Origin of the sequence: Alteromonas mediterranea DE (assembly GCF_000020585.3) — a bacterium.
GTDB lineage: Bacteria > Pseudomonadota > Gammaproteobacteria > Enterobacterales > Alteromonadaceae > Alteromonas > Alteromonas mediterranea.
In genome coordinates this window covers 2,549,297-2,573,044 of the sequence record NC_011138.3, presented here as the reverse complement: position 1 = coordinate 2,573,044, position 23,748 = coordinate 2,549,297, and the positions used below count along the sequence as shown (strand labels likewise).

Below are 23,748 nucleotides of genomic sequence, written 5' to 3'. Positions count from 1 at the left end.
TGTATGGGTTTTTTTACAACGGTCTCGATTTTCTATCGTTGCTTTCCTTCGTAAAACCCCACTCGTTTCGTTCTGCAGTATTTTTCATTTTTACGCTTTCAAAAAGCATTGTATTTGGTTTAAGAGTACACGATTTACCCGGTCCAGACGGCATAAGCAATTTACTTAGCTAAATTGGAAAGAAATCACTTAACTACTTCGCTGATTGCGCTACACTAATTTGAATATCTAAGATGAATGTTCGCTATCTATACATTATCTAAGGGCTCGTTCTACAAAGGATTTTTCGATTGCTTGCGCTATATCCCTCTAACAAATTAGAACACTTAAGTTTTCTTCTTACTACGCTTTTACGTCAACAGCCTTTAGACGTATTTACCCCAGAAACGATCTTGGTTGAAAGCCCAGGTATGCAACATTGGGTAAGCATGCAGATGGCTAACAAACAAGGCGTAGCCATGAACATCGACTTCCCACTGCCCGTGCGTTTTATGTGGAATACAGCACGTACTGTATTGGGGGCTGACAAGGTACCGAAACAATCGCCTTATCGCCGCGAAGTACTCACGTGGCGTATAGATAATGTTCTTCAAGATAATGCGCTAATGGATAGCGATGCATTCGAGCAGGTTAACAAATACTGGCAAAGTGCAGGTAGTGAACAAGAGCAGGGGCTGCAGCGGCTTCAGCTTGCTACGGCACTGGCTGACGTATACGAACAATACTTGCTGTATCGCCCTGACTGGTTGTTTAAATGGGAAAATAACGAGCGAGCCGTATTCGACGATATGGAAGTGTGGCAAAGTGAAATTTGGCGAATTTTAGCGAAAGACCAGCCTTTGCATCCCGCACGCTTACATCAAATGATGCTAGAAGCGCTAGAAGCGGGTAACGTACCTGCTCATTTGCCCAAGCGCGTTATTGTTTTTGCCATAAACACCATGGCGCCCCAACTCATTGCGTTTTTCGATGCCCTTGCCCAGCACATCGATATACATATCTTTCACCTCAACCCCAGTGTTAACTATTGGGGTGAAGCAAAAAGTAGTAGTGAGCAAGCCAAGCTGCTTCGTTTAGAAGGACTTAAAAAGTGGATGGAAGAAGACCAATCCAACCCACTGCTTGGCAACTTAGGAAAGCAGGGCCGAGAACTGTTTAACTTACTCACCGAGCTGGATACGTTTGAAATAAGTGCATTCGACTCGCCAGATTTCGAAAGTGCAGGTGAGGGAGAGGATGAACACGGACAGTGTCATTCCAGAGGCCTACTCGACTACATTCACAATGATATCCTTCAGGCTGCTCACCCCCAGCCACTGATTCACCAATCAAAGAACAAAGACGACAGTGTCACCGTAATGTGCACCCATTCTGCACTGCGCGAAGTTCAAGTGTTACATGACCACTTGCTGCACTGGTTGTCTCAAGACAAAACCCGCACACCCTCTGACATATTGGTGATGTGCCCGGCGATTGAGAATTACGCGCCGTTTGTTGATGCAGTATTTCACCGTGTGGGTACCAAATCTTTAGGCGCTACTGGGCAGGTACGTCTTCCTTGTACTATTGCTGACAGAAGCCCCATGGATGCAGAGCCCCTTATTGCAGCATTCATGGCCTTGCTACAGTTACCGGATAGCCGCTTTGGTGTATCGGATATTTTGGATTACTTACAGCTCGACTCGGTTCAAAAGCGCTTTTCCGTGTCTCAAGATGATATAGAGCAAATGGTCGTTTGGTTAAAGCAGGCACACATTCATTGGGGCCTTAATAGCGCTCATAAAACTGCGGTGTCAGAAGGCGTAAATCTAGACGACACCTATAGCTGGTGGTGGGGCATTCGCCGTTTACTTATGGGCATGCTTGCGCCAGATAGCGAAATGATAGTGAGTGATGTACTTACCATTCCCGATGTGGAAGGGCAAAGCGCGTTAACGTTAGGTAAGCTCATAGAAGTGGTGGCGTTACTGGGGGAATTTGCTCAAGAGTTAACCCAACCCCGAACGCCAGAACAGTGGTCTAAAGCATTGATTGCGCTTCGTGACGCCTGCTTTATGCCTACAAAAGATCAGCAGCAAAGCTGGGATCTCATCGCCAAAGTCGCCGCAGACCTTGCCGCCCGGTGTGAAGAAGCTAACTATGAGCACGAATTAACCTTGCGACAGGTTCGAGATCTTTTGCTCAATCGATTTTCATCTCCAGATGCCGGAAACCACTTTATGACCGGTCAGGTTACGGTATGTTCTATGCTTCCAATGCGAAGCATACCGTTTAAAAAAGTGTGTATTTTAGGCCTGAATGACAGTGAGTTTCCTCGTAAATCAAGCCCGTTAGGGCTCGATTTAATGGCAAGTGATGGTCGCAGGGTTGGCGATCGCTCTAGACGATTGGAAGACAGGTACTTATTCCTAGAAGCTATTATCTCAACCCGGGAAAGCCTGTATTTAAGCTATCAAGGTAACGATGTAACGAATAACAGCGAACGACAGCCCAGTCTCGTTTTGGCTGAGTTCATGGATATGCTTGAAAATAACTATGCATTGTCACTAGAGAAATACGCGGTTCATGCGCCGTTACATCCCTTCAGTGAACCGGTTTTTGCTGGGGCGTTGCCCAGTTATGAAACGGGGTGGCTTCGCCTAGCCGATGCGCTTCAGCACAACAAATTTGGTGCTAACGCGGCTGATACGAATGAAAACGCTGATGTTGTTGATACCTCCCTCGATACGGCGACAGCTGATATTAGCCAGTCGCCCCGCGCACTTGCAACACAAGCGCTACGTTTGTCGAATATGCAAATCGCCAGAGCATTTAAAGATCCGCTTGAGCATTTTTCCATACAAAGGCTTGGCGTGAATTTATCGCAATCATTTACCCTGCTTGAGAACAGCGAACCTTTCGAAACCAATGCATTGCTGCGTTATCAGGTGCTCGACGCTATATTTTCCTCGCCTGAGCGCAATAATTCGTCAGAACTTGATGCCAGTGAACTTACATACAGCGAGCAAGTAATTACATTTGCTTCGCTTAGAGGGGATATTCCCAATAACCCAGTGGCAATGGATGAAGTTGAAATGTGGAAAGAGGGAGCGCTAGCGCTAAGTCAAGCTATGGGCCCTCACGATGCCGAGCCCAAAAAGGCACAGTTTCAAGGTAAGTATATTACCTTCACGACTTCGGCCCTAGAAGGCAGCGACGCATTAGTCGAGCTTTGCGCCGGGAAAGTTGACGCTCATCGGGCGCTAGGCTTTTTCATCTCTCAATTGATATTTTCAAGTAGCGATGAAACAACTAGTTACACCCATTACCCATTAGAAATTTACGCCTGCTCTTGGGAAAAAGGCGAAACTATTCTGAAAAAACAGAAATTTGCTGCAGTTGAGCGCGAGACCGCCGTTCAGTTACTCCTGTTTATAGAGCAGCTTTACATGGCTATTTACACCGCGCCAACCCCCGTGCATTTAAGTTTGTTTGGTAGCATTATACCTGGTAAGAGAAATTCAGAATGTAAACCAGTTGTCGACAGTATAAAACCTGAAATGTTTGGACACCTACTTAGGGCGCTATTGAGTGCTGACAATTCCTGTGAAACCGACAAAGCGGTTATTTATCAAGTAAAGCAGGCTATTGATGAAGTCTGCCCAATTGCAGATAACGACACTGTCGATGAAGCAAGCGAAAAAGCACAGCAAATCATAACTCAAGCGGCTGGGCTTTTCGACACGGTAGAATTACAACGGTCGCTAACCGATTGGCAGCAAAGTAGCGGGCAGTATAGCGCTGACATGGCTAATAACCCTTATCTTAACTGGCTATTTCCTCAAGGTATCAATTGGAGTGATGTGCCGCATTTAAGTGCCTTTTTACTACTCGCCATGGTAAACAACGCGTCTCAAGAGGAGAAGTTATGAGCAATATTACCCCATCCTCTGCAAGCGATATGGCAACCCAAACCCAGCTTGAAACCAATAAAAAGGCCAACAATGACGCGCAACTGCTTGATGTGGTAGCAATGCCATTAAAAGGGCGGCATCTAATAGAAGCCAGCGCAGGGACGGGTAAAACCTTTAACATTACCCGGTTATATTTGCGCTTACTGTTAGAAAAAAAGCTGACGGTAAAAGAAATATTGGTAATGACGTTCACCAAAGCTGCCACCGAAGAAATAAAAGGGCGTATTGCCAAAACCTTAAGAGAGGCGTTTCTGATTTGGCAGCAAGCCAAAGAGAATGACAATCAAATTGACAGCAACTGCGACCCTGTTTATCAGCATTTGTTTACTCGCTGTAATACCGACGAAAGCATGGCTTTGCTAAAAGCTGCACAGTTAGAACTTGATGAAGCGTCGGTTTTCACTATTCACGCCTTCTGCCAGCACGTCATTACCCAATTGGCGTTTAACAGTGGTTTTGCCATGTCGTTAAACTTAGGTAATGACACTAGCGATTTGTACCTTCAGGCGGCAGAAGACTACATTCGAAAGGTGAGCAAGAACGAAGACGATTTTAGGCTGTTGGCAGAGTCAGGGTGGCATACACCTGAAAGGCTGTTACTGGAGTTTAATGCCAGCATTAAAAGTACTCTGACCCCATTAATGCTTAGCGAGCAGGATATTGAGCTTGCCTATCAAAGGCAGCTAGATGAATCGCCGCATACTTCTGTGGCCTACGTAAAAACGCTATCGCAAAGCGTAGAAGATAATGAGGGGTTGTTAGTTGAGCAGCTTATTAAAACACCTGCTCATAAGAAAGAAAGGCCGCAGGAATTGGCCGCATTAAAGAGCTGGCTACGTTCATGCGCAGATAGCGGGCAATATTACTTACCCCCGCCTGAAGCAGAGGCATTTGTTAAAGGCACTCGCTACGCGAGAAATTCTTCAGGGGTAAAAGAAATACTAACGCCGATTAAAGAATTTGCTACTGCATTGAAAAAAGTATTCGGCGAAAAGGATAAGGCACTGGCTAAAGTACCCGTGTTTAAGCTGGTTATAGAAGCCATTGCGTTCATTAAAGGGCGCGTTGATAAACAGAAAAAGCAACTTGGTGTTATCGATTTTGACGATCTTATTCGCATGTTAGCCGATGAGGTGGTTAAGCCTAACAATACGCTTGTCCCTGAACTTCGTAAAAAATTTCCTGTGGCGCTTATTGATGAGTTCCAAGATACCGATGCCAAGCAATACGCTATTTTGGACGCGGTTTATCCCAATGCATCGAGCAATTCGGCCTCACAAACAGAAACAGATCTTTCAAACGATAACGAGGAGAGCGCGTCGGCAAGAGTCAGTGCGTTATTAATGATTGGCGACCCTAAACAGGCGATATATCGCTTTCGCGGAGGGGATATCTTCACCTACTTGAAAGCGGGCAGACAAGCAGACTATCGCTGGGTAATGAACACCAACTGGCGCTCGGTAGAGGGGATGGTAAAAGCCTATAACCGGTTATTTTATGGTGCACCTGTGGCATCAAATACCCCAACTGATGTGTTTGGCTTTGATATCAAATACAACCCCGTTGAATTTACGCCCAAAGCGGCAGCGGCTAAAACCCCATTGAGAGACCCTGCAGCGCAGCGTAGCGCGATGAATTACGTGAGCCTGTGCTTGGAAGAGAAAGAAAATACCAACATTATGCGTCGTAAAATGGCGCAGTGGATTGCGCAAGAGATTTATCGCCTGCTAAACGAGGCTCAATTTCAATTGGACAACGGCGAAACAAAACCGGTAAAGCCGCAAGATATCGCTATCTTGGTAAAAGACAGGACCGAAGCCGGCGCTATTAAAAACGTTCTACAGCAAAAAGGGTTAGCCTGCGTTTATTTAAGTGATCGCAGCAACTTGTTTGCCAGTGCCGAAGCGAAAGATGTCCTCAGGCTTCTTAACGGTATATGGCATGCGAACGATACCAGCAACGTTTCCTCTAGCTTAGCATCTCCGCTTTGGGGCTATAGCCCGCAGACCCTCATTGAACTGCTTTACCACGAAGATGATGCTATGTGGGATAAAGCGATGGACAAAGTATTGTCTTTACGCGACATGTGGCTTCAAAAAGGCTGTATGAGCGTGCTTTTGCACCTAATGCAAGACAGCTACGTCCCCCATGCTGATAACGTGGAGCGCGCGCTTACAAACTATCAGCATCTTGCCGAAGTGCTGGAAAAAGCCAGTACCACGCACCAGCGACCCGAACAGCTACTCGACTGGTTAAATAAACAAATTCACAAGCCAGAAAGTGATGAAGAACTTACGTTACGCCTTGAAAGTGACAGCCAGCTAATTCGCCTTATTACCCAGCACGGTTCAAAGGGCCTTGAATACCCCATCGTGTTTGTTCCTTACGCAACCGGCTATAAGGATGCATCGAAAAATGGTAAATCTACGTCACAAATATTTACCTTTTACGATGAAGACAAGCAAGATTTGCAAATGCAGTTAGGACAGACCGCTCAAGCTATAGCTCGTGTTCAACGCGAAAGCGAAGCAGAAGACATGCGCCTTGCTTATGTTGCGGTGACGCGTGCGGCACACCGTTGTTATATGGGGGTTATTCCACTGGCTAATAACGAAAAAAGCGCGCTGGCCCGCGCCTTGGGCTTGAGTGGCGATGAGAGTACGAACAGAGACTGGCCGAGTGTATTACGCCGTGTCGCCGAGGAGGATGAGTCTCATGCTAGCTATATTGACGGCGATGAATTTGAAGAAATCTATTCAGGTTTTGAACAAGGTGACGCGATACCTCAACTCACAGCACTACAATTTACGGGTACTGCAAGCGAAGAATGGCGGCTCTATTCATTTTCAGCCATGAGCCGTTTAACTACCGTAGGCTCGGTGAAAAGTACAGATACTGTTGAGGGCGCGGGTCAAAGCCTTCCAAGCGTACCTGTACTTCGAACCGTACGCGATGAAGAAGTGTACGCGCTCGATACGCTTTCCACTGACGGAGAGATACTTGGTGCTATAGATGTAGACTCTCACACCCCGTTGACACAAACGAGCGCAGTAACGAAAAATGACTTGCGCTTTACGCTAGAAAAGGGCGCAAGTGCAGGTAACTTACTTCACGATATCTTAGAACACAGTGATTTTAGTGCGCCGGTTTGGGAAGAAACTGGCAAAGAGTTAGTGAATCGCTTTGGGTTAGAGGAAAAGCGTACGCCTTTTCTTTACGAGTGGCTTGAAGAAGTTTTACAAACGCCTTTGTACCCCAATGTGCAACTGTGTATGAGTGACTTGACGTTAGAGCAAACTCTGCGCGAGGCTGAGTTTTATTTTCCAATGAACGATACCCAGTGGAAACAGCTTCGAGAAGTGCTTAATACCCATCGGCAAAGCGTGGCGGAAACCTTAGGCGGTGAGGCTGAACCGGCTCCCCAGCTCATTACGGCTAAACTTAAAGGTATGATGCATGGATTTATCGATTTAATTTTTGAACATGACGGTCAGTTCTTTGTAGCCGATTACAAGTCAACTTGGTTGGGTGATACCCTTGAAAGCTACATGCCTTCAGCGCTGTTTCACAATAATCAGCACCACCTTTATGATCTTCAGTATTTAATATACTGTTTAGCGTTACACCGCTATTTAAGCAATACGCTGCCTGATTATGAACCCGATATCCACTTTGGCGGCGTTTATTACCTTTATTTACGTGGTATGCACCCAGAGAACGAGCAAGGTGAAGGGGTGTTTTATACCCATATTCCATCCAGTTTGCTTCATCAACTGGACGCTATTTTCGCAAGTAAAAGCGCTACGCACACCCCTCCAGACCCGCTAGATAATGGGGAAGAAAACGAGGCACCGTTAAGTGAACCAGATTCGGCTGACCCACTTCAAAAAGATACGAATGCTAATTCTTCAAGTGAAAGCCAAAAACCTTCGGGTCAGCAGCAATTTAGTTTCGACGACGAATAGGAGAAGCAATGAATAACAATCAACATTCAGTGTCGTCGTTTTTCGATAACTTATTTGGCATTGAAGCCATCGACAAATTCGTGGCAAAAGAATTTGGCTTTATAGAGCAACTGTCTCAAGAGGACGCGTTTATATGGGCGGGAATATTGGTATACCTGTCGTATATGCAGCGAAATGGACATAGCTGTATCTATTTGAAAGACGTGGCGGGAACCACGCTTTTTGAAGACGCGGTTGCCTTAGAAAATAATGCGTCAGCGCCTTCAGCAAAAAGCAGTGCCAGTGAGCAAAATATGGCTCTCACTCAAGTCATGGAGCCTAAGGTACAGCAAAATAAAGGGGAAAAAGCGCCTAAAACAGGCTTTGAGGTACCAGAGTTAACGCCTTTGCTTAAAATAGTGAAAAGCGCCCTTGGCAACGAGCAATTAGCCAAGCTTTTCGTATACGACAATGGCAGACTTTATAGCCGCCGGTACTATGAATTTGAACAAGAAGTGGCGAGAAGCGTAGTAGAACGCGCAGTACTTCACCCTTTACATGATGACGTAGCCGACAACGTAAAAGCCTTGTGGCCTGCTATATTTCCTACCACCACTACAGATCAACAAGACTGGCAGCAAATAGCGGTAGCCAAAAGTTTAATGCAGCGATTTTGCGTAATAAACGGCGGGCCGGGTACAGGTAAAACCTACACCGTGCTGCGTTTATTACTTGCGCTACAGGCCTGCGATGAAGAGCTAAAAATTGTACTGGCAGCCCCTACGGGCAAAGCGCAGCAGCGTATGACTGAGTCTATCATGAATAGCGTAGAAGGGCTTCGCGGTAAGGTAAGCGATACCGCGCTTGATAGTGTGCCTACAGAGGCCGTTACCCTGCATAGGTTGTTAGGACTCAGAGAACATGGCGTTGCGACAAAGTACAATCAACACAACAAACTATCTGCCGACGTACTTATTGTTGATGAAGCCAGTATGGTTGATTTAGCCCTAATGACGCGCATAGTTCGGGCGTTACCTGACCACGCGCGGTTATATTTCATTGGTGATGCTGATCAGCTTCCAGCGGTTGAGCTAGGCAATGTGCTTGAACAGTTAGTTAGCGATGAAACTGCGCTGGATTTTTCTCACGAAAACCCATTAGCCGGCGGTGAAAACAGTAGTAATGAGCGTACACTTGGCGGTGTACCTTCTTCAATGCGACAGCATATTGCCACGCTTTGCCCGCATTTGCCTCTGTTACCTGTAAATGAACAGGCAAAAAGCTACGTAGCAACGTTGCAAGCGCCGCAACGCTTTAAAGGGCAGGTGGCTCGGGTGGCAACGGCAATTCAGCGCGGCGATGCGAACGGTGCGCTTGCTGCTATTGCACAAAAGAATAGTGGCAGTAAGCAAGGCGATAATGCTTCACAGCCGAAAAGCGCTGATGAAAAAAGCATCAATACTAATAGCCGCTCACGTTTACAGCCTGGTGTTCACTTATGGCCAGAAAGTCAACTTGGTGGTCGTGAGCTACAGCAGCTAGCGAAAGAGAGCTTCTTACCCCTATTTGAAGCCCAAAGTGCAGAGGAGGCGCTCAACCGCCTTAATTACGTTAGGTGGTTAACCCCTATACGTAAAGGCGCCATGGGGGTGGAAGGTTTGAATAACTTGGTGTTCGATGCCATTAAGCACAAGATCAGGCGACGTGAGGGACACTTCTATCAAGGTCAGCCTATTATGATTGTAAAAAATCATCATCCACAGCGTTTGTCCAACGGCGAGGTAGGTGTAATTTGGCCGGATAGCACGGGCAAATTGTATGCGTGGTTCTACCAGGATACGTATGTCGAAGGACAACAAGCAGGCAAGAGCTTGAACGATAGCTCAAATAACAGTAGCGCGCAAAATCTAGGGCAACAGAAGCAAGCGCTACGCAGCATATCGCTATCAAGAGTACCGCAGTTTGAAACCGTGTATGCCATGACTATTCACAAGTCTCAGGGCTCTGAGTTTAATCACGTTGTGCTTATTTTGCCCAAACCCGAAAGCGAAAAAGCCGCTAACCTGTTTCACCGGGGGTTAGTCTATACAGGGTTAACGCGGGCAAAAGACGGGTGCTTAATTATTTCCGATAGCAATACATTCAGCGGCATGGTGGCAACGGTTGATAAACGCTATTCAGGCTTATCTAGCGCAATAAGCCGATGCGCTGAAAAAGTACTCTGACCCCCCAACTCGGGGGAGGGCAGAGTACTTTTCTTGATGATTATTCTACTGGCGTGAATAGACAAAGGCCGCGCTTGTTGATATCAATAGGCGTTTTGCTTATTAAATAGATACGAGTTGGTGATGTAACCCGCAGTATACCGCCTTCTGCTTTTAAAAACTGAGATGGTAGCAGCACGGGTGCTTCGCCGCTTTCGGAGTTAGATGTTTCAACTTTTACGTCAAAGTATGACAAGCCGCCATGATCTAGCCAGCCCAATATATTGTCTGGTGTGGCCACAAAGTTATTGTGCTTCAGCACATTGCTGTGAAGCGTGATATTGGCACCGAAAACGGGTTTAGTTTCAATCGCCATTTGCGTGTTAGGCTTTAAATACAATCGGTATAGCCCGTGTGCTTCGGGCACAAGGTCGTCGTTTGCATCTGTATTATTCACTAACGTAAGCATACAAAGTTTCGCATGGTAGTACTGATGGTTTATTGTGGCGGACATAAGGCAATGTTGCGTTGATGTGGATCAAGCAGAGTTGAATGCTGTATTGGCCGGGCGAAAATAGAATGAACCCGCCTTGGAAAGTGGAAATAAAGAAATAAATACTGAGAGTAATAGTGACAGAATCCCAAATTAGCGTGCATTTTCGCTTAACAAAATTAGATGCCATGCAGGCGTATACGCTAAAAAGAGAAATTGAAGGAGCATACTTTGTTAAACACGAAGGTTCTGACATTTTTGTTGGTATGGTGCCTTTGAAAGAAACCTTGTTTGATGAGTTAAATGACTACCTCATTCGCCAACAAATTCATTATGACGCCTGCGATATTCATGTAAAAGCGAAGCGCGCTGACGGTGAGATAACAGTACCAAAAGTAGTCAATAAACTGCTTAAGTATATCGACTGTAAGTTAACTTACGCGTTTTCTGCATAGCACCAACACTATTTACGCGCGCTATCTAGTGTAAACCGCCAAGGCAATTGGGCATAACTATTCCCTGTACGTTTAATATTGCTACCGATATAGATGTTTAACGAAAACGATAGGGATTGAGTTCATAGGGCAGGGCAAAAGCACAGCAGGCTTTTTGCGCTAAGCGAGGGTTTCGACCTGCTTTTGTCTTTGCGTTATAGAACTTCCAGCGGTAGCTATGACCACTAAAGCCACTGCAAACCATTGAGAAAGCGTAAGACTTTCATCAATAATGATAAACGCTGCTATAGCTGCAACAGCAGGCTCTACGCTCATCATGATACTGAACGTTTGCTTTGGCATATTGCGCATGGCGCTCATTTCTAATGTGTAGGGTATAGCAGATGAAAATATGCCTACGGCACAGCCAATCAACACCGCTTCTGGGGCAAGCAAAGCACTCCCTTGAGTGATTACACCCACAGGTACTACACACATAGCGGCTACCAACATGCCTAAGGTTACCGTAATTCCGCCTGACCCTTCGTTGCCTGTTTTATTGCCAAATACAATGTAGCCTGCCCAAAAAGCGCCTGCCGTAAGCGCCAAAAGCACGCCGAGTGGGTCCAAGCTTTCAGCAGAAGCCCCGCCAATATCAGGAAGTAATAAGCAAACGCCAGCTACGGCTAACAGCGCCCAAGCGAAGTCTCGCTTCTTTCTGGCGCTGAAAAACGCAACAGCCAGGGGGCCTGTGAACTCAAGCGCCACGCCTATACCTAACGGAATTCGCTCAATGGCAAGGTAGAAGATGATATTCATTGCCCCTAAGCAAGCGCCGTAAAAAAAGACGTTTCGCCAACCTTTTGCGCTTAAGCGTGCTCGCCAAGGCCTAAAAATAACAGTCAAAATCAATGCTGCGAAAAAAGCACGTAAAGCACTGGTACCTTCTGGCCCTACAACAGGGAAAAGTTGTTTAGCAAACGATGCACCCGATTGAATGGTTACCATTGCCAAAAGCACGGCAACGATGGCAAGTAAAAAACGTTGATTCACAATATATTACAGCTTGAAAGAGATAAAGCTGAATTATATTTGTTCTGAAAGTGAAATGCTCGTTGATAAGAGAAAATATTGAAAATTAACGTTAACAACGAGTGCCTACTGACACTAGTTGATTATGTACTCGTATCATTATTTCACATCACTACAATTTGAAATGGGCCATTAGGCTTCGTAGCGTTGGATCGAACCGATCGGGAACCCGTTCAATAGTCATGTGATATTCTGCCACATTCCGAAACATTCCGCCTAAAAGCAGAGCAATAAGCACTTGGTTGGTGACCGTGTGTATGGGGTGTATTTTAACTATGAAAGGGCATCCGCGGTAGATTTCGAACACTATGTTAACGGTAATCACATTGATGTATACATAGGAATAAAATAACGCTTTTCAGCAAATTTGCATTAATCTGCATAAACGTAAATTTGAAAACTAGTTGCTATTGCTCGCATGCTCTATACTAAAATGTAGATTATGGCGTGAAGTCGTCGATATCCATTTAATTTCAATGATTTTAAATACACGAGGTTTGTGTGTAAGTACTAAATAATCAGTTGATGTTTCCTCTTTTAAGGAAAGCAATTGCATACGCTTACTCAATTACATATAGACATCGCTCGAAACGCCACGGACGATTTTAATTTATTTCACGATCCTATGCGTTGGCAGCGCATATCATGTAACCCGTTTCGAGGCACCATCGCGCTGGGGTTTCAACTTGGTCTTTATGTAGAAGCCCAGATAAATCAAAGTGCATCTGCCATTGAGCAAAGACAATATTCAGTTTATGAGTTTACTTTCGTTAACCCGGCGAAAGTAGGGGACGAACTCAATCTAGTAGTAAAACTTATGCCTTTATCAGATATGCTCGATAAAAACAGTTAACCCGGTCGAATTGTTCGGCCAGTTTTCGCTTTATTCAAACAAAAAACCGGCGTAAAAACGCCGGTTTTTTCAGGTTACGTACTAAACCGTAAATTACATTTTGTATGCTACGGTTACATAGCCAAAGCGGCCAATGTTGTCGTATGCGCCGTCGATTTCACCCGTACCCGTTGTACCTTTAGGTAGCGCACGGTTAAACAGGTTATCAATACCCACGGTTAGGCTTACACCATTTTTAAAGTTGTAACCCGCAGTTACATCGGTTACTGCGTATGATGCAAGCTCCATACGGTTACTTGGGTTAGGGTTACGTGCTAGCTCTTGGTTGTCGTAAAGGCTCGCGCGCTCAATGTAGCGCGTTTTCCAGCTTGCTTCCCAATCGCCACGGCTGTAGTTAACCGTGAAGACACCTTGCCAGTCAGACTCACCAGCAGTGCCGGCGTTTTGATAAAATAGCTCTGGGTTGTCCTGGAATGGGAATTCTTTACGGTCTTTAAGGTAAGTTGCAATTAGGCTTGTACGGAATGCACCTTCAAGTGCATCGAAGTCGTAGCCTAGCTCGAAATCGACACCTTTCGCTTCTTGACCCGCAATGTTCAATGCGTAGCTGCGAATTTGCGTAATTTCGCCGGTTTCTGAATCACGGTCGATAAGACCGCAGTAAGGGTTATTGATGCCCGTTTCAGAGTCTACGCAGCGATCAAGGATCGTTTGACCGTCAATATTGGTAATAGCGTCGGTAAGTTCAATTTCCCAGTAGTCGACTGTTGCAGTGAAGCCTTCAAACCAAGCAGGTGTGTAAACCAAACCTAGGGTTTTAGAGATAGACTGTTCTGCCTGAAGGTCGATGTTACCGCCGTTTACGCCTTCCAGCGTTGCCGAGTCATAGTCAGAATTAAAATCTGCAGGAACGCCTAACGCTGCGCAGTTTGCAATGCGCTGGTCGGCATTAGCAAGGTCTTCTAGCTCGTCTGTACGACAAGGGTCGCTGACGCTAAAGAACGTTTGGCTTGCTTCACCGTAAAGTTCGCTGATGTTCGGTGCACGAAGGGCCGATGACTTAGTCGCTCTAACACGCAAGTCTTCGAAAACTTGCCAATCTAGACCAAGTTTCCAGCTTTTCGCGTTGCCAATAGATGAGTAATTAGCAATACGGGCAGCGGTGTCGAAGGTTAGCATATCCACGCCCGGTAAGCCTTCAAGAAGCGGAACCGTTACTTCGGTAAATACTTCAGAGACATCGTACTCACCCTTGTCTTCGCCTAGTGCATTGAAAAACGTACCTGCTGCGTTGTCTGGCTCTTCAATTGCGCTTTTTTCTTTGCGGTATTCTACACCTGCGGCAAAACCTACGTAGCCCGCTGGCAACTCGTAAATACCAGAGTTAGCAATCGTTGCGCCCGCATTGTATTGCTCGATTTTGCTTGTACCCACAGAGGTGGTATTCACATAGTCAATAGCGTCTTGTGAAGGCTGTCCGTAACCCATGATGTTAAGCGGCACACAGCCATCTTCGCTGCCTGATGCACAAACAATGTTGCCATTGTCATCTTCAATAGCGTCTATTGCATTATAGAAGTTCTGAAGAATAAGGTTGTTGCGGTTCTCACGCTCTAGCTCAGTTTTACCGTAGTTTACGAACGCCTCGTAGTTCCACTCATCATTGATGTAACCTTCTACACCTAAAACGTAGCGATAAGTTTCGCGTTCATCAGCTTCAGTTCGGCGACCTAGGTCGGTCATCATGCGGTTTAGCTCGATGCTTTCAAGGCCGTTTGCGTCCATGTACTCAGCAACGCTGTCGTCTAAAAATGCGTTGTTGCGTGTTATAGTTGTTTCATCGCTATAGAAGAAAAACGCTGGCTGCGCCATTGAGATAGCGCGCGTGCGGGCGTATTTTGCCTGTGCGTAAACCGTAGTATCGTCGTTAAGTTCGTAGTTACCTTTAACGTTTAGGTTAGTACGATCAAACTCAGGCTGTAACTGCGTGAACTGACGAAGGTTGAAAAGGTCACAGTTAGCGCAGAAAACGCCATCTACCTGATCGCCAATATAGATGTCTTTAATTGAGCCGTCAGCGTTAAAGGTTTTTGTTCCGCCGCCAAATACACCTGCGTTATTTAGTACGTAGTAACCTGCATTAGGCGTGTAGAAGTTGTCAGGGAACGCCGTTGAATTAAGCTGGTCTTCCTCGCGCTCATAACCCATGATGCTTTCGAAGCTCATGTTGCGGTACGCCGTAGCAGTCCACGGGTTGTCTAAGGCATCTAGCGATTCTTGTGAGCTATATTCAGCTGCGAAGGCGATGTTACCGCGGTCGTTGTCAAAGTTAAAACCGTAAGACGCTTGGTACTTATCGTTTTTGTAGCCGTTTTCCTGCGCGAAACCTTGCGTTGCGCTAATGTCGAACCCTTCAATATTCTTTTTAAGAATGAAGTTAACCACACCGGTCACCGCGTCGGCACCGTATACAGCAGATGCGCCGCCAGTTACGATTTCTACACGCTCAATCCATGTAGTTGGAATGGTATTCGTATCAACGGCAGCTGTGCCTGCTGATGAAGACACATGACGCTTACCGTCAACCAATACAAGTGTGCGGTCTGTACCCATGCCGCGAAGATCCAGGATGTTTAGACCTGCAGTACCAATGAATTGCCCTGAGTTACCTAGCGAGAACGTATTTGCTAATGACGGCAGTTCGTTTAGAACCTCACCAATGTTCATCGCGCCTGAGTTGAGCAGTGACTCGCCAGAAATTGCGGTTACTGGTGAAGGTGCAATTGCGCCCTGACGAGAAATACGTGAACCGGTAACTTGAATTTTTTCAACATCGGCGCTTTCTGTCGCAGCGTCTTGAGCGATAACGTTAGCAGACGTTAATGCCACGCTTCCTGCCAGCGCTAACTGAACAGCAGTTGCTACTTTTTTCATGGTTTGTTCCTAGTGAATTTTATTTACATGCTTGTTGTTTGGTAAATGCCCCCCTTTTTTAGGCAAGGGCTGTCCAAAATGCATTACGTAAATTTTTTACTTATGTTTAGGTGGGCGCGCATTTTAGTGAGCTGAATTAGCCCAAATCAATTTTTTGCGATGAATAAAAGAAGTAAGCCTTACCTTTTAACGTACTGTTAAAGTATTTATAAATAGTAGTTTTTAGTTATATTTCTTGGCGTTGTTTTAAAACTATACGAGCATTGTTTTAATGTTGACCAGGCGGTCAATTTGTATCTCTATTGCGCTTATTTTATGCAGGGTTGATTCATTTTGAGAAAGTATCGTCAATGGGTTTTTGCAATGTTTTTAGAAAGCATTAGTACAAGTAGCTTAATAATAAAGCACCATGTAATTTGTTTCGCAGTTTAACTTAATTATTTGTTCATTCACCTCTTTGCTTTAAATTGTTAACCGGTTTGTTAAAAATATTTTGTTTTTGCGGTTGGGAGGTGCTGTATTTTCGCTCTAAATTAAATAAAGAAAAATAGAATTAGTGTATTTTTTAAACCTTTATTCTGCTGTGCGTCACAACTAAATAAATGCCCACGTAAAGTGGGCAAGTTGCGTAAATAATAAATGAGCCTCAGCAAGCAGCTTAAGCAAGACGCGTGTTAGGCATATTTATCGTCTATTTATCGTCTATTAGATTAGGCACTTAGCTTTTGCGCTAATTCTTGCCTTACTATTTCAGCACCAGCGCTAAGCGCTTCAAGCTTACCTCTTGCGACAGAACGGGGCAGTGGCGCCATACCGCAGTTAGTACAAGGGTAAAGCTTATCGGCATCCACGTATTTAAGGGCTTCACGTAATGTAGCGGCGACTTCTTCTGGCGTTTCTATTGTGTTGGTGGCTACATCAATAGCGCCAACCATCACCTTTTTGCCCTTGAGCAATGAAATAAGCTCAATAGGCACGTGGGAGTTATGGCATTCTAACGACACCATATCGATATTCGACTTTGCAAGTTTTGGGAAGCTTTCTTCGTATTGACGCCACTCAGCGCCCAGCGTCTTTTTCCAATCTGTATTGGCCTTAATGCCATATCCATAGCAAATATGAACTGCGGTTTCACATTTTAGCCCTTCAATGGCGCGCTCAAGGGCGGCTATACCCCATTCATTTACTTCGTCGAAAAACACGTTAAACGAAGGTTCGTCGAACTGGATTATATTTACACCCACAGCCTCTAGCTCTTTCGCCTCTTGGTTTAGAATTTTGGCAAATTCCCACGCGAGCTTTTCGCGGCTTTTGTAGTGGTTGTCATACAAGGTATCAACCATAGTCATAGGGCCAGGTAGCGCCCACTTAATTGGCTGGTCGGTTTGGCTTCTAAGAAACTTAGCATGTTCTACAAACACCGATTTTGGCCGTGTGACCGCTTGTGTTACAACCGGTACGCTAGCATCATAGCGGTTTCTAATTCTTACCGTTTTTCGGCTCTCAAAATCAACACCGTCAAGATGCTCTATAAAGGTGGTCACAAAGTGTTGACGGGTTTGCTCACCGTCACAAACAATATCAATGCCCGACGTAGTTTGCTCTTGTAGCGTAACGCGTAAGGCGTCTTTTTTGCCTTCTTCAAGTGCTTCACCTTCTAATTTCCACGGCGACCATAGGGTCTCGGGCTGTGCGAGCCATGAAGGCTTTGGAAGACTGCCTGATATAGATGTTGGTAGTAGCTTTTTCATGTGATTTATTTTCTTTTAGTCGACAATTTGTATTAGTGCATCTGGGGCGAACCGTGCCGCCCCATCAAAATTTGATGGTTCAAACTGAACGCGTTGAACATTGCAATTCGTAAGTTGCGAATTGCCATTGTCAGAGAATTTATCTGGCGTAACTTGCCGTAAATTGCTCCAGCTTGTGCTGATAGGGCTTTAAAAAGTTCTCTTCAACAAATTTACCCTGTTCTACAGCTAAATGAGAACGTTCTTCGCGGTCGTAGACGATGCGTGTTAGCGAGTGATCGCTGTTTTTTAAGTTAGGCTTATAGTAAAGGCCTGCTTGCGCATTCGCGTTGTAAATCTCAGGGCGATAGATTTTCTGAAACGTTTCCATCGTCGCGATAGTGCTAATAAGCTCTAAGTTGGTGTAATCGTTTAACAAGTCACCAAAGAAATAAAATGCAAAAGGAGCTGCACTGTTAGGCGGCATAAAGTAACGCACATTTAAGCCCATTTTTTTAAAGTACTGTTCCGTTAGCGACGACTCATTAGGCTGATATTCAAACCCCAATACAGGGTGCTGGTTTTCGGTTCTACGGTAGGTTTTGTTGTCTGAAACGCTTAAGCAAATAACTGGCAGCTTAGAAAAGTGTGCTTTATACGCGTCAGAATTCACGAAGTATTTAAATAGCTTACCGTGTAGGTCGCCGAAATCGTTAGGCACACTGAACGAAGACTGGCCGCGGTTGTGATTAGACAGGCGTACGCTGAAGTCATAGTCACGAACATAGGAAGAAAAGTTGTTACCGACAATACCTTGTGTGCGCTTGCCGGTCTCGGTGTCAATAATGTTGGTTTGCAATATTTCGATAGTAGGAAAGGTGTTGCCATTACCTTCTACATCAATATCTACAGATATAATTTCCAGTTCAACAGAATACCGATCGCCACTTAAATTATCCCAGCTAGCTAATGCATTGAAGCGATTATTAATCATGCTTAGGGCGTCCCGTAGGTTCTCCTTACGGCGCTCTCCGCGGGCTAGGTTTGCAAAGTTAGTGGTAATACGCGTGTTATCTGAAGGGCGATAATCTTCATTAAACTTAACGCTGTTAATGGTAAATGAAAATTCAGTGTTCACGTTTTTGTTCATGAGAATGCGCTTCTATTCCTAAAGTTAAACTGAGTATCGTCAATGCTGTAAAAGCAATGAGTACGTTATACGCTGTTTTATTTATGAATAAAAATGACTTAATTTCATTTTTGCATGAACGAATTTCATGAGTTTGTTGAAGCGATGGGGCATTTCCCTAAGCTCAGCAATTTAAACAATAATGCACCAGGCAGAGGTTGTTCTTCGCTAAGCTATCAGGAAGCTATAATTCCTGCGTGCGGCCTTCGCTGGAAATGTTGTGCTAAGCGCATCAATGATTGCGCAGTGCATCGATTAACTCGTCTTTGCTCATCGTAGAGCGACCTTCGATACCTACTTCTTTGGCTTTTTGATACAGCTCATCTTTGGTGCGTTCTTCGTATTTATTGGCTTTACCACCATCTTTAGACGGCGTTTGCTGACTATTTGCCTGTGCATTAGCGATACGTGCAGACTTTTCTTTACTGTAGCCCTCGTCACGAAGTGCCTCATACGTGTCATCGTTCTTAATTTGATTACCGTGATCCTTAGCCATGTTTAACTCCTGTTGTACAAAGTAAGTGAATAAATCATGTGTTGTAGTGATTCTTACTCGGTATTTGAGCAGATGGTTTACGTTTAGTTATCCAATACTGAGTATTGGAGATACCACCAAATGAGAGTAGCTTGAGGCGGCAGCTGGGACTGTAAAAAATGTCATTCATCGCAAACAGTAAACTGGTTCCGAGAACACTGCACCGTTATGTACCGGCTTAACACGTTAAAACTTCTTATGTTGTCAATTTTAGTGCGTTTCATGCACGCAAAAAGTGCATTTGGCTCAATGGGTTAGGTGTTTTCCGCTATTGCGCACCCAAAATTAAGCCTTTAGTCTAAAGAGAATCTAGATGGAAGGCAGAGCGAAATATGAATAAAAACGTACAACAAACCTCGGTGAATTCTTCACGTCGTAATTGGTTAAAATCAGTGGGCTTAGGAGCAGGTGCGGTAGCGCTAACGACGAGTGTCGACAGTATTATGGGCGACCTACGAGCGGCCGGTATGCCAACCGAACACTTTCCATCTGCAACCCCTAATGTAAATGACGGTCTTGTTCGTTTATCGTCGAATGAAAATGCGTTTGGCCCGTCTAAAAAAGCGGCAAAAGCCATGCAAAGTGAGCTTTTGAATCTTGCTCGCTATACCGATGCTACGGTTGAAGTGTTAGCGCAGAAAATTGCCAAACAAGAGGGTGTCTCTGCCGATCAAATCGTTATCACGAACGGTTCTTCACCTATATTATTTGGTTATGCCGACTGGATCACGAAAAACGGTAATAAGCTGGTAACGTCTATGGCCACTTACGAAGGTGTACCGCGAGGCGCTGAATTTATGGGCGCCGATGTTACTTACGTACCCCTTGCTGCCGATATGACTTTCGATTTAGATGCAATTGAAGCAGCGGTAACTGAAGATACCACTGCGGTTTACGTGTGCAACCCGAACAACCCGACGGGTAGCGTGGTAGATGCAGCCAAACTTACCGCTTTTGCAAAACGCGTGTCGAAAAAAGCACAGGTATTTATTGATGAAGCCTACATTGAAATGTCTGATGCTTACCCGGCTAATGTGCAATCGAAGCTAGTCGCAGAGGGGCACAACGTGGTAATTTGCCGTACGTTTTCGAAAATTCACGCCATGGCAGGCCAGCGCTTAGGTTATGCCATAATGCCGTCTGAGCAAGCTAAAACCATGGGCGGTATGTTGCGAATGGGCGGTGTGAACTACTTGGCACTCGTGGCAGGTATGGCAAGTATGGACGACCATGCAAACCTAAATACCATGCGTTCACGGATTAAAACCGAGCGTGACAAATTAGTAAACGTAGCTAAAGAATTGAAGCAGCCTTATGCGCCGAACCCTCAAGGTAATTTCATTTACATGGATACGGGCATGCCGCACGATAAATTCGCGGAAAAAATGAAAGCCCAAGGCATAAAGGTTGTAGGGCGCACATGGCCCGGTTATGACTCATGGTCGCGCATCAGCGTAGGCACGCCCGCAGAAACAGATGCTTGCGTTAAAGCATTAAAAGCAGTACTTGCTTAAAAAAAATAATAACACCTAGCGCAGAAAAAAGGCTGAGCACAAATTGTGTTCAGCCTTTTTTTAAAATCTCCAAAGCGCTAACCAACGCAGCTTTTCGAATTATAGCATCGCGCTTATCACACGAACAAAGCGCTATCTCTAGCGGTTATGCAGCAGCCCAGGTTTTAGTTAAAAGCTTATCCACGCTTAAACTGGCCGCCGCTGCTTTTAATTTCGTTCTTAAACCTCATTTCTCGATAGCAAAGGTTAAGCCCGCTTTTTCCTCCAAGCGGCTAATTAGCTTATCGCCAAAGGCTGCCGCTGGTGTAAAAAAGCCGCCTTGCAGGTTAACGTCTTTACACAAGCAAAGGGCCGATTCTGAAATCATCTTGCTGGTAGAGCCATAGCCTGGGTCTTTGTCGCCTTTTACCGATATCGCAAGCATATCGCCATTGGTGGCTGTGCCCACAAACATTACATCGTAAAATCCGTTTTCACGCTCTTCTTTGCTTGGACCTTCACCAGGTTTAGGGCCATCATCGCTGGCAAGCGACTTATCTTTTGCTACGTGATTCGCCATGGCTTCGCCTTTCTCGCCAGGCCCCGTCATCATCATTTCATCGTACTGGAAGTTTTTACCGTAAGCGTATTCTGCTAGGTAGTTAGAGCGGTGAACGTTCTTAGTATTGATAGCCGCCATAATAAATGGCGCAACCCATGTACCTAATTGTTCATCGAAATAAGGCTTGTTGCCGTCTGGCTGTGGCTGATTTGAAGCGCCGTCGGTTAACGAATGCGGGTTAACAAGCGCCGCCATTACCGACTTATCTTTGTGCGCTGCCGCCATGGTCGCTTTTAAGCTGGCAGCCGTGCCACCAGAGAAGGTTCCCTGCATCTTGCGAACGCGACCTTTAACGTATTCAATCACGTCGCCAGTTTGCTTTTTAGCATGCGCTTGTAAGTAGTGAACACCTAAGTCAAACGGTACTGAGTCGAAGCCGCAAGAAAATACAATGTTTGCGCCAGTTTCTTTGGCCTTCGCTTCGTACTTCTTGATCATTTGGTGCATCCACGCTGGCTCACCGCATAAGTCTGTATAGCCTGTGCCATTGTCTACACACGCAGAAAGCAATTTTTCGCCATAAATTTGATACGGGCCTACAGTGGTAAGTACCACCGCTGTGCGCTTGGTCATGGCATCAAGTGCTTCAGCGTCGTCGCCGTCTGCTACAATGCTAGCAACGCTATCGCTAATGCCTAATTCTTGTTTTAGTTTGTTAAGCTTGGCTTCGTTACGACCTGCCACTGCCCATTTCACACTGCTGTCGCTACCATACTGAGCTTGAAAGTACTCCGCCACTAACTGGCCTGTAAAACCTGTAGCACCAAAAATAACTACATCAAATTCGCGTTCGTTACTCATTGTTTTATCCTGTTTTATTTCGCTTCGGCAGTTCTCGCCAATCTATTATCCCAATATACGCACTAGTGCCGATACCTATCATTTTTTTAGGTAATATTTGTCTATTCACGAAATTAAACGAGGGGCATAAAGCCATTAGCCTAATGATTCAACGAACTTTGCTAGCCGCGACAGGCCTTCATTCAAACGTTCAATGCTGGTAGCGAAAGACAGCCTTACGTACTGATCAGCATTGTGTTCGCCAAAATCATTACCCGGCGTAAGCGCCACATAATATTGCGAGAGCAGGGCATCACAGAATTCGATAGCACTTATGCCTGTATGTTTGATATTGATGTAAGCGTAAAACGCGCCGTCAGGCTTTGCATCTAAACTAAGCCCCATATTTTGAAGTGCATCAAAAACAAGAGTTGCACGCTCTATCAGCGTATTGCGGTTTTGCTCGCACTGCGCCAACGCTTCAGGGGTAAAGCACGCAAGTGCGGCTTTTTGAGAAAGGGTAGAGGGGCAGATAAACAAATTCTGCGCGAGCTTTTCAATGACGGGTGTCATTGCTTCAGGCACTACGCACCAACCAAGACGCCAACCCGTCATACCAAAGTACTTAGAGAAACTGTTAATGACTACCACGGTATCTTGCAAGTCTGCGCTGGCAAGCACGGTTTGAAGTTTAGTGTCGGTGTTGTGGGTTGCTTGGGAATCTGTAGAATCAACATCGGCAGAAAGCGAAAGATCTAAGTAAATTTCATCAACAATTAAAAAGCCACCCTTGGCTTTGCAGTATTGTCCAATCTTATACAGTTCGTCTTTATCTATCGCCGTGCCTGTTGGATTGGCTGGTGTGGCGATAAGTACACCTTTGGTGTTCTGCTTCCAATTGTCTGCAACACTTGCTGCGGTTAGCTGAAAATTATCCTCACTGCGTGTTGGTACTAGCGTTACCTCTGCGCCAAATGCGTTTAAAAAGCGTCGATTACACGGGTAAGACGGGTCGCCCAAAATCACGTTGTCGCCTGGCTCAACCAATGCTGCGCTTGCCAAAAGTAACGCACCAGACGCGCCAGCGGTTACGACCACGCGTGAAGGGCTTATCTTTACGCCGTGTTTAGTTTCGTAAAAGCTAGCAACTGCTTGGCGTAGTTCAGGAATACCCAATGCAGAGGTATAGGGAAAATCAGGGGTGTCCATGCTTTCTTTCATTGCCGCAAGTACGGGTGCGGGTGCGCCGAAATCAGGCTCACCAAGATTTAGTCGAATAACGTCTTTACCTTGCTGTTCAAGTACTGTGGCTTTTTCACCGTAGGCCATGGCGAGAAACGGAGAAATAGCGGTAGCGCGAGAAGTAAACTTCAAAATTAAACCCTTCATAGTTTGAGCTGTTAAATCGATAACGCAATTAGGGCTTACTCTTGGTTGTGATTCAAGTAAATTCTTTAGAGAAAAAGAAACTCGCTTAGTATGCCAGGCGCGT

Annotated in this window: 14 protein-coding genes; 6 read left to right on the top strand and 8 right to left on the bottom strand. The window is 45.4% G+C overall.

The genetic code is table 11. The features are described 5' to 3' along the window. Positions 1-290 precede the first annotated feature (290 nt). Genes recC through recD form a run of 3 tightly spaced genes read left to right on the top strand, consistent with a single transcriptional unit; the run spans position 291 to position 10,122 of the window. Positions 291-3,911 (top strand): exodeoxyribonuclease V subunit gamma, encoded by a 3,621-nt coding sequence (gene recC / locus MADE_RS11435; protein WP_012519153.1) that lies wholly within the window; start codon positions 291-293, stop codon positions 3,909-3,911. Beyond that, positions 3,908-7,918, top strand: coding sequence for an exodeoxyribonuclease V subunit beta (gene recB / locus MADE_RS11430; RefSeq protein ID WP_012519152.1), 4,011 nt, complete (start codon positions 3,908-3,910; stop codon positions 7,916-7,918). Before recC ends, recB begins: the two co-directional genes overlap by 4 nt. 8 nt (positions 7,919-7,926) lie before the next feature. Then, positions 7,927-10,122: an exodeoxyribonuclease V subunit alpha gene (gene recD, locus MADE_RS11425; RefSeq protein WP_012519151.1), complete on the top strand. Its 2,196-nt coding sequence runs from the start codon at positions 7,927-7,929 to the stop codon at positions 10,120-10,122. Positions 10,123-10,162: 40 nt separating this feature from the next. Here recD and MADE_RS11420 read toward each other — a convergent pair whose 3' ends face one another. After that, on the bottom strand, positions 10,163-10,570 hold the full coding sequence (locus MADE_RS11420; RefSeq protein WP_012519150.1) for a hypothetical protein: 408 nt from the start codon (positions 10,568-10,570) through the stop codon (positions 10,163-10,165). A gap of 161 nt (positions 10,571-10,731) precedes the next feature. On the opposite strand from MADE_RS11420, the gene MADE_RS11415 reads away from it, so the two are divergent. Beyond that, entirely contained in the window at positions 10,732-11,049 is a 318-nt protein-coding gene (locus MADE_RS11415) for a hypothetical protein (RefSeq protein WP_015067432.1), read from the top strand. A gap of 159 nt (positions 11,050-11,208) precedes the next feature. Here MADE_RS11415 and MADE_RS11410 read toward each other — a convergent pair whose 3' ends face one another. Then, positions 11,209-12,081, bottom strand: coding sequence for an EamA family transporter (locus MADE_RS11410; RefSeq protein WP_012519148.1), 873 nt, complete (start codon positions 12,079-12,081; stop codon positions 11,209-11,211). 589 nt (positions 12,082-12,670) lie between these two features. Here MADE_RS11410 and MADE_RS11405 point away from each other — a divergent pair. Next, complete coding sequence (locus MADE_RS11405; RefSeq protein ID WP_012519147.1) at positions 12,671-12,973, top strand: hypothetical protein; 303 nt, start codon at positions 12,671-12,673, stop codon at positions 12,971-12,973. A gap of 93 nt (positions 12,974-13,066) precedes the next feature. On the opposite strand, the gene MADE_RS11400 is transcribed toward MADE_RS11405, so the two are convergent. From MADE_RS11400 to MADE_RS11385, 4 genes are all read right to left on the bottom strand, one after another. Next, positions 13,067-15,907: a TonB-dependent receptor domain-containing protein gene (locus MADE_RS11400; protein ID WP_012519146.1), complete on the bottom strand. Its 2,841-nt coding sequence runs from the start codon at positions 15,905-15,907 to the stop codon at positions 13,067-13,069. A 710-nt stretch (positions 15,908-16,617) separates the two neighbouring features. Further along, positions 16,618-17,658, bottom strand: a complete 1,041-nt coding sequence (locus MADE_RS11395; RefSeq protein ID WP_012519145.1) for a methionine synthase — start codon at positions 17,656-17,658, stop codon at positions 16,618-16,620. A gap of 139 nt (positions 17,659-17,797) precedes the next feature. Further along, entirely contained in the window at positions 17,798-18,775 is a 978-nt protein-coding gene (locus MADE_RS11390; RefSeq protein ID WP_012519144.1) for a DUF1852 domain-containing protein, read from the bottom strand. A gap of 283 nt (positions 18,776-19,058) precedes the next feature. Next, positions 19,059-19,322 carry a DUF7218 family protein gene (locus tag MADE_RS11385; RefSeq protein ID WP_012519143.1) on the bottom strand — a complete coding sequence of 88 codons (264 nt, stop codon included), beginning with the start codon at positions 19,320-19,322 and terminating at the stop codon, positions 19,059-19,061. Positions 19,323-19,693: 371 nt separating this feature from the next. Here MADE_RS11385 and MADE_RS11380 point away from each other — a divergent pair, with 371 nt between their 5' ends. After that, complete coding sequence (locus tag MADE_RS11380; protein ID WP_012519142.1) at positions 19,694-20,875, top strand: pyridoxal phosphate-dependent aminotransferase; 1,182 nt, start codon at positions 19,694-19,696, stop codon at positions 20,873-20,875. Between the two features lie 226 nt (positions 20,876-21,101). Here MADE_RS11380 and MADE_RS11375 read toward each other — a convergent pair whose 3' ends face one another. Together MADE_RS11375 and MADE_RS11370 are read right to left on the bottom strand one after the other, a co-directional pair. Further along, positions 21,102-22,277 carry a saccharopine dehydrogenase family protein gene (locus MADE_RS11375; protein ID WP_012519141.1) on the bottom strand — a complete coding sequence of 392 codons (1,176 nt, stop codon included), beginning with the start codon at positions 22,275-22,277 and terminating at the stop codon, positions 21,102-21,104. Between the two features lie 135 nt (positions 22,278-22,412). Next, positions 22,413-23,630 (bottom strand): aminotransferase class I/II-fold pyridoxal phosphate-dependent enzyme, encoded by a 1,218-nt coding sequence (locus MADE_RS11370; protein WP_041912898.1) that lies wholly within the window; start codon positions 23,628-23,630, stop codon positions 22,413-22,415. Between the last annotated feature and the right edge of the window lie 118 nt (positions 23,631-23,748).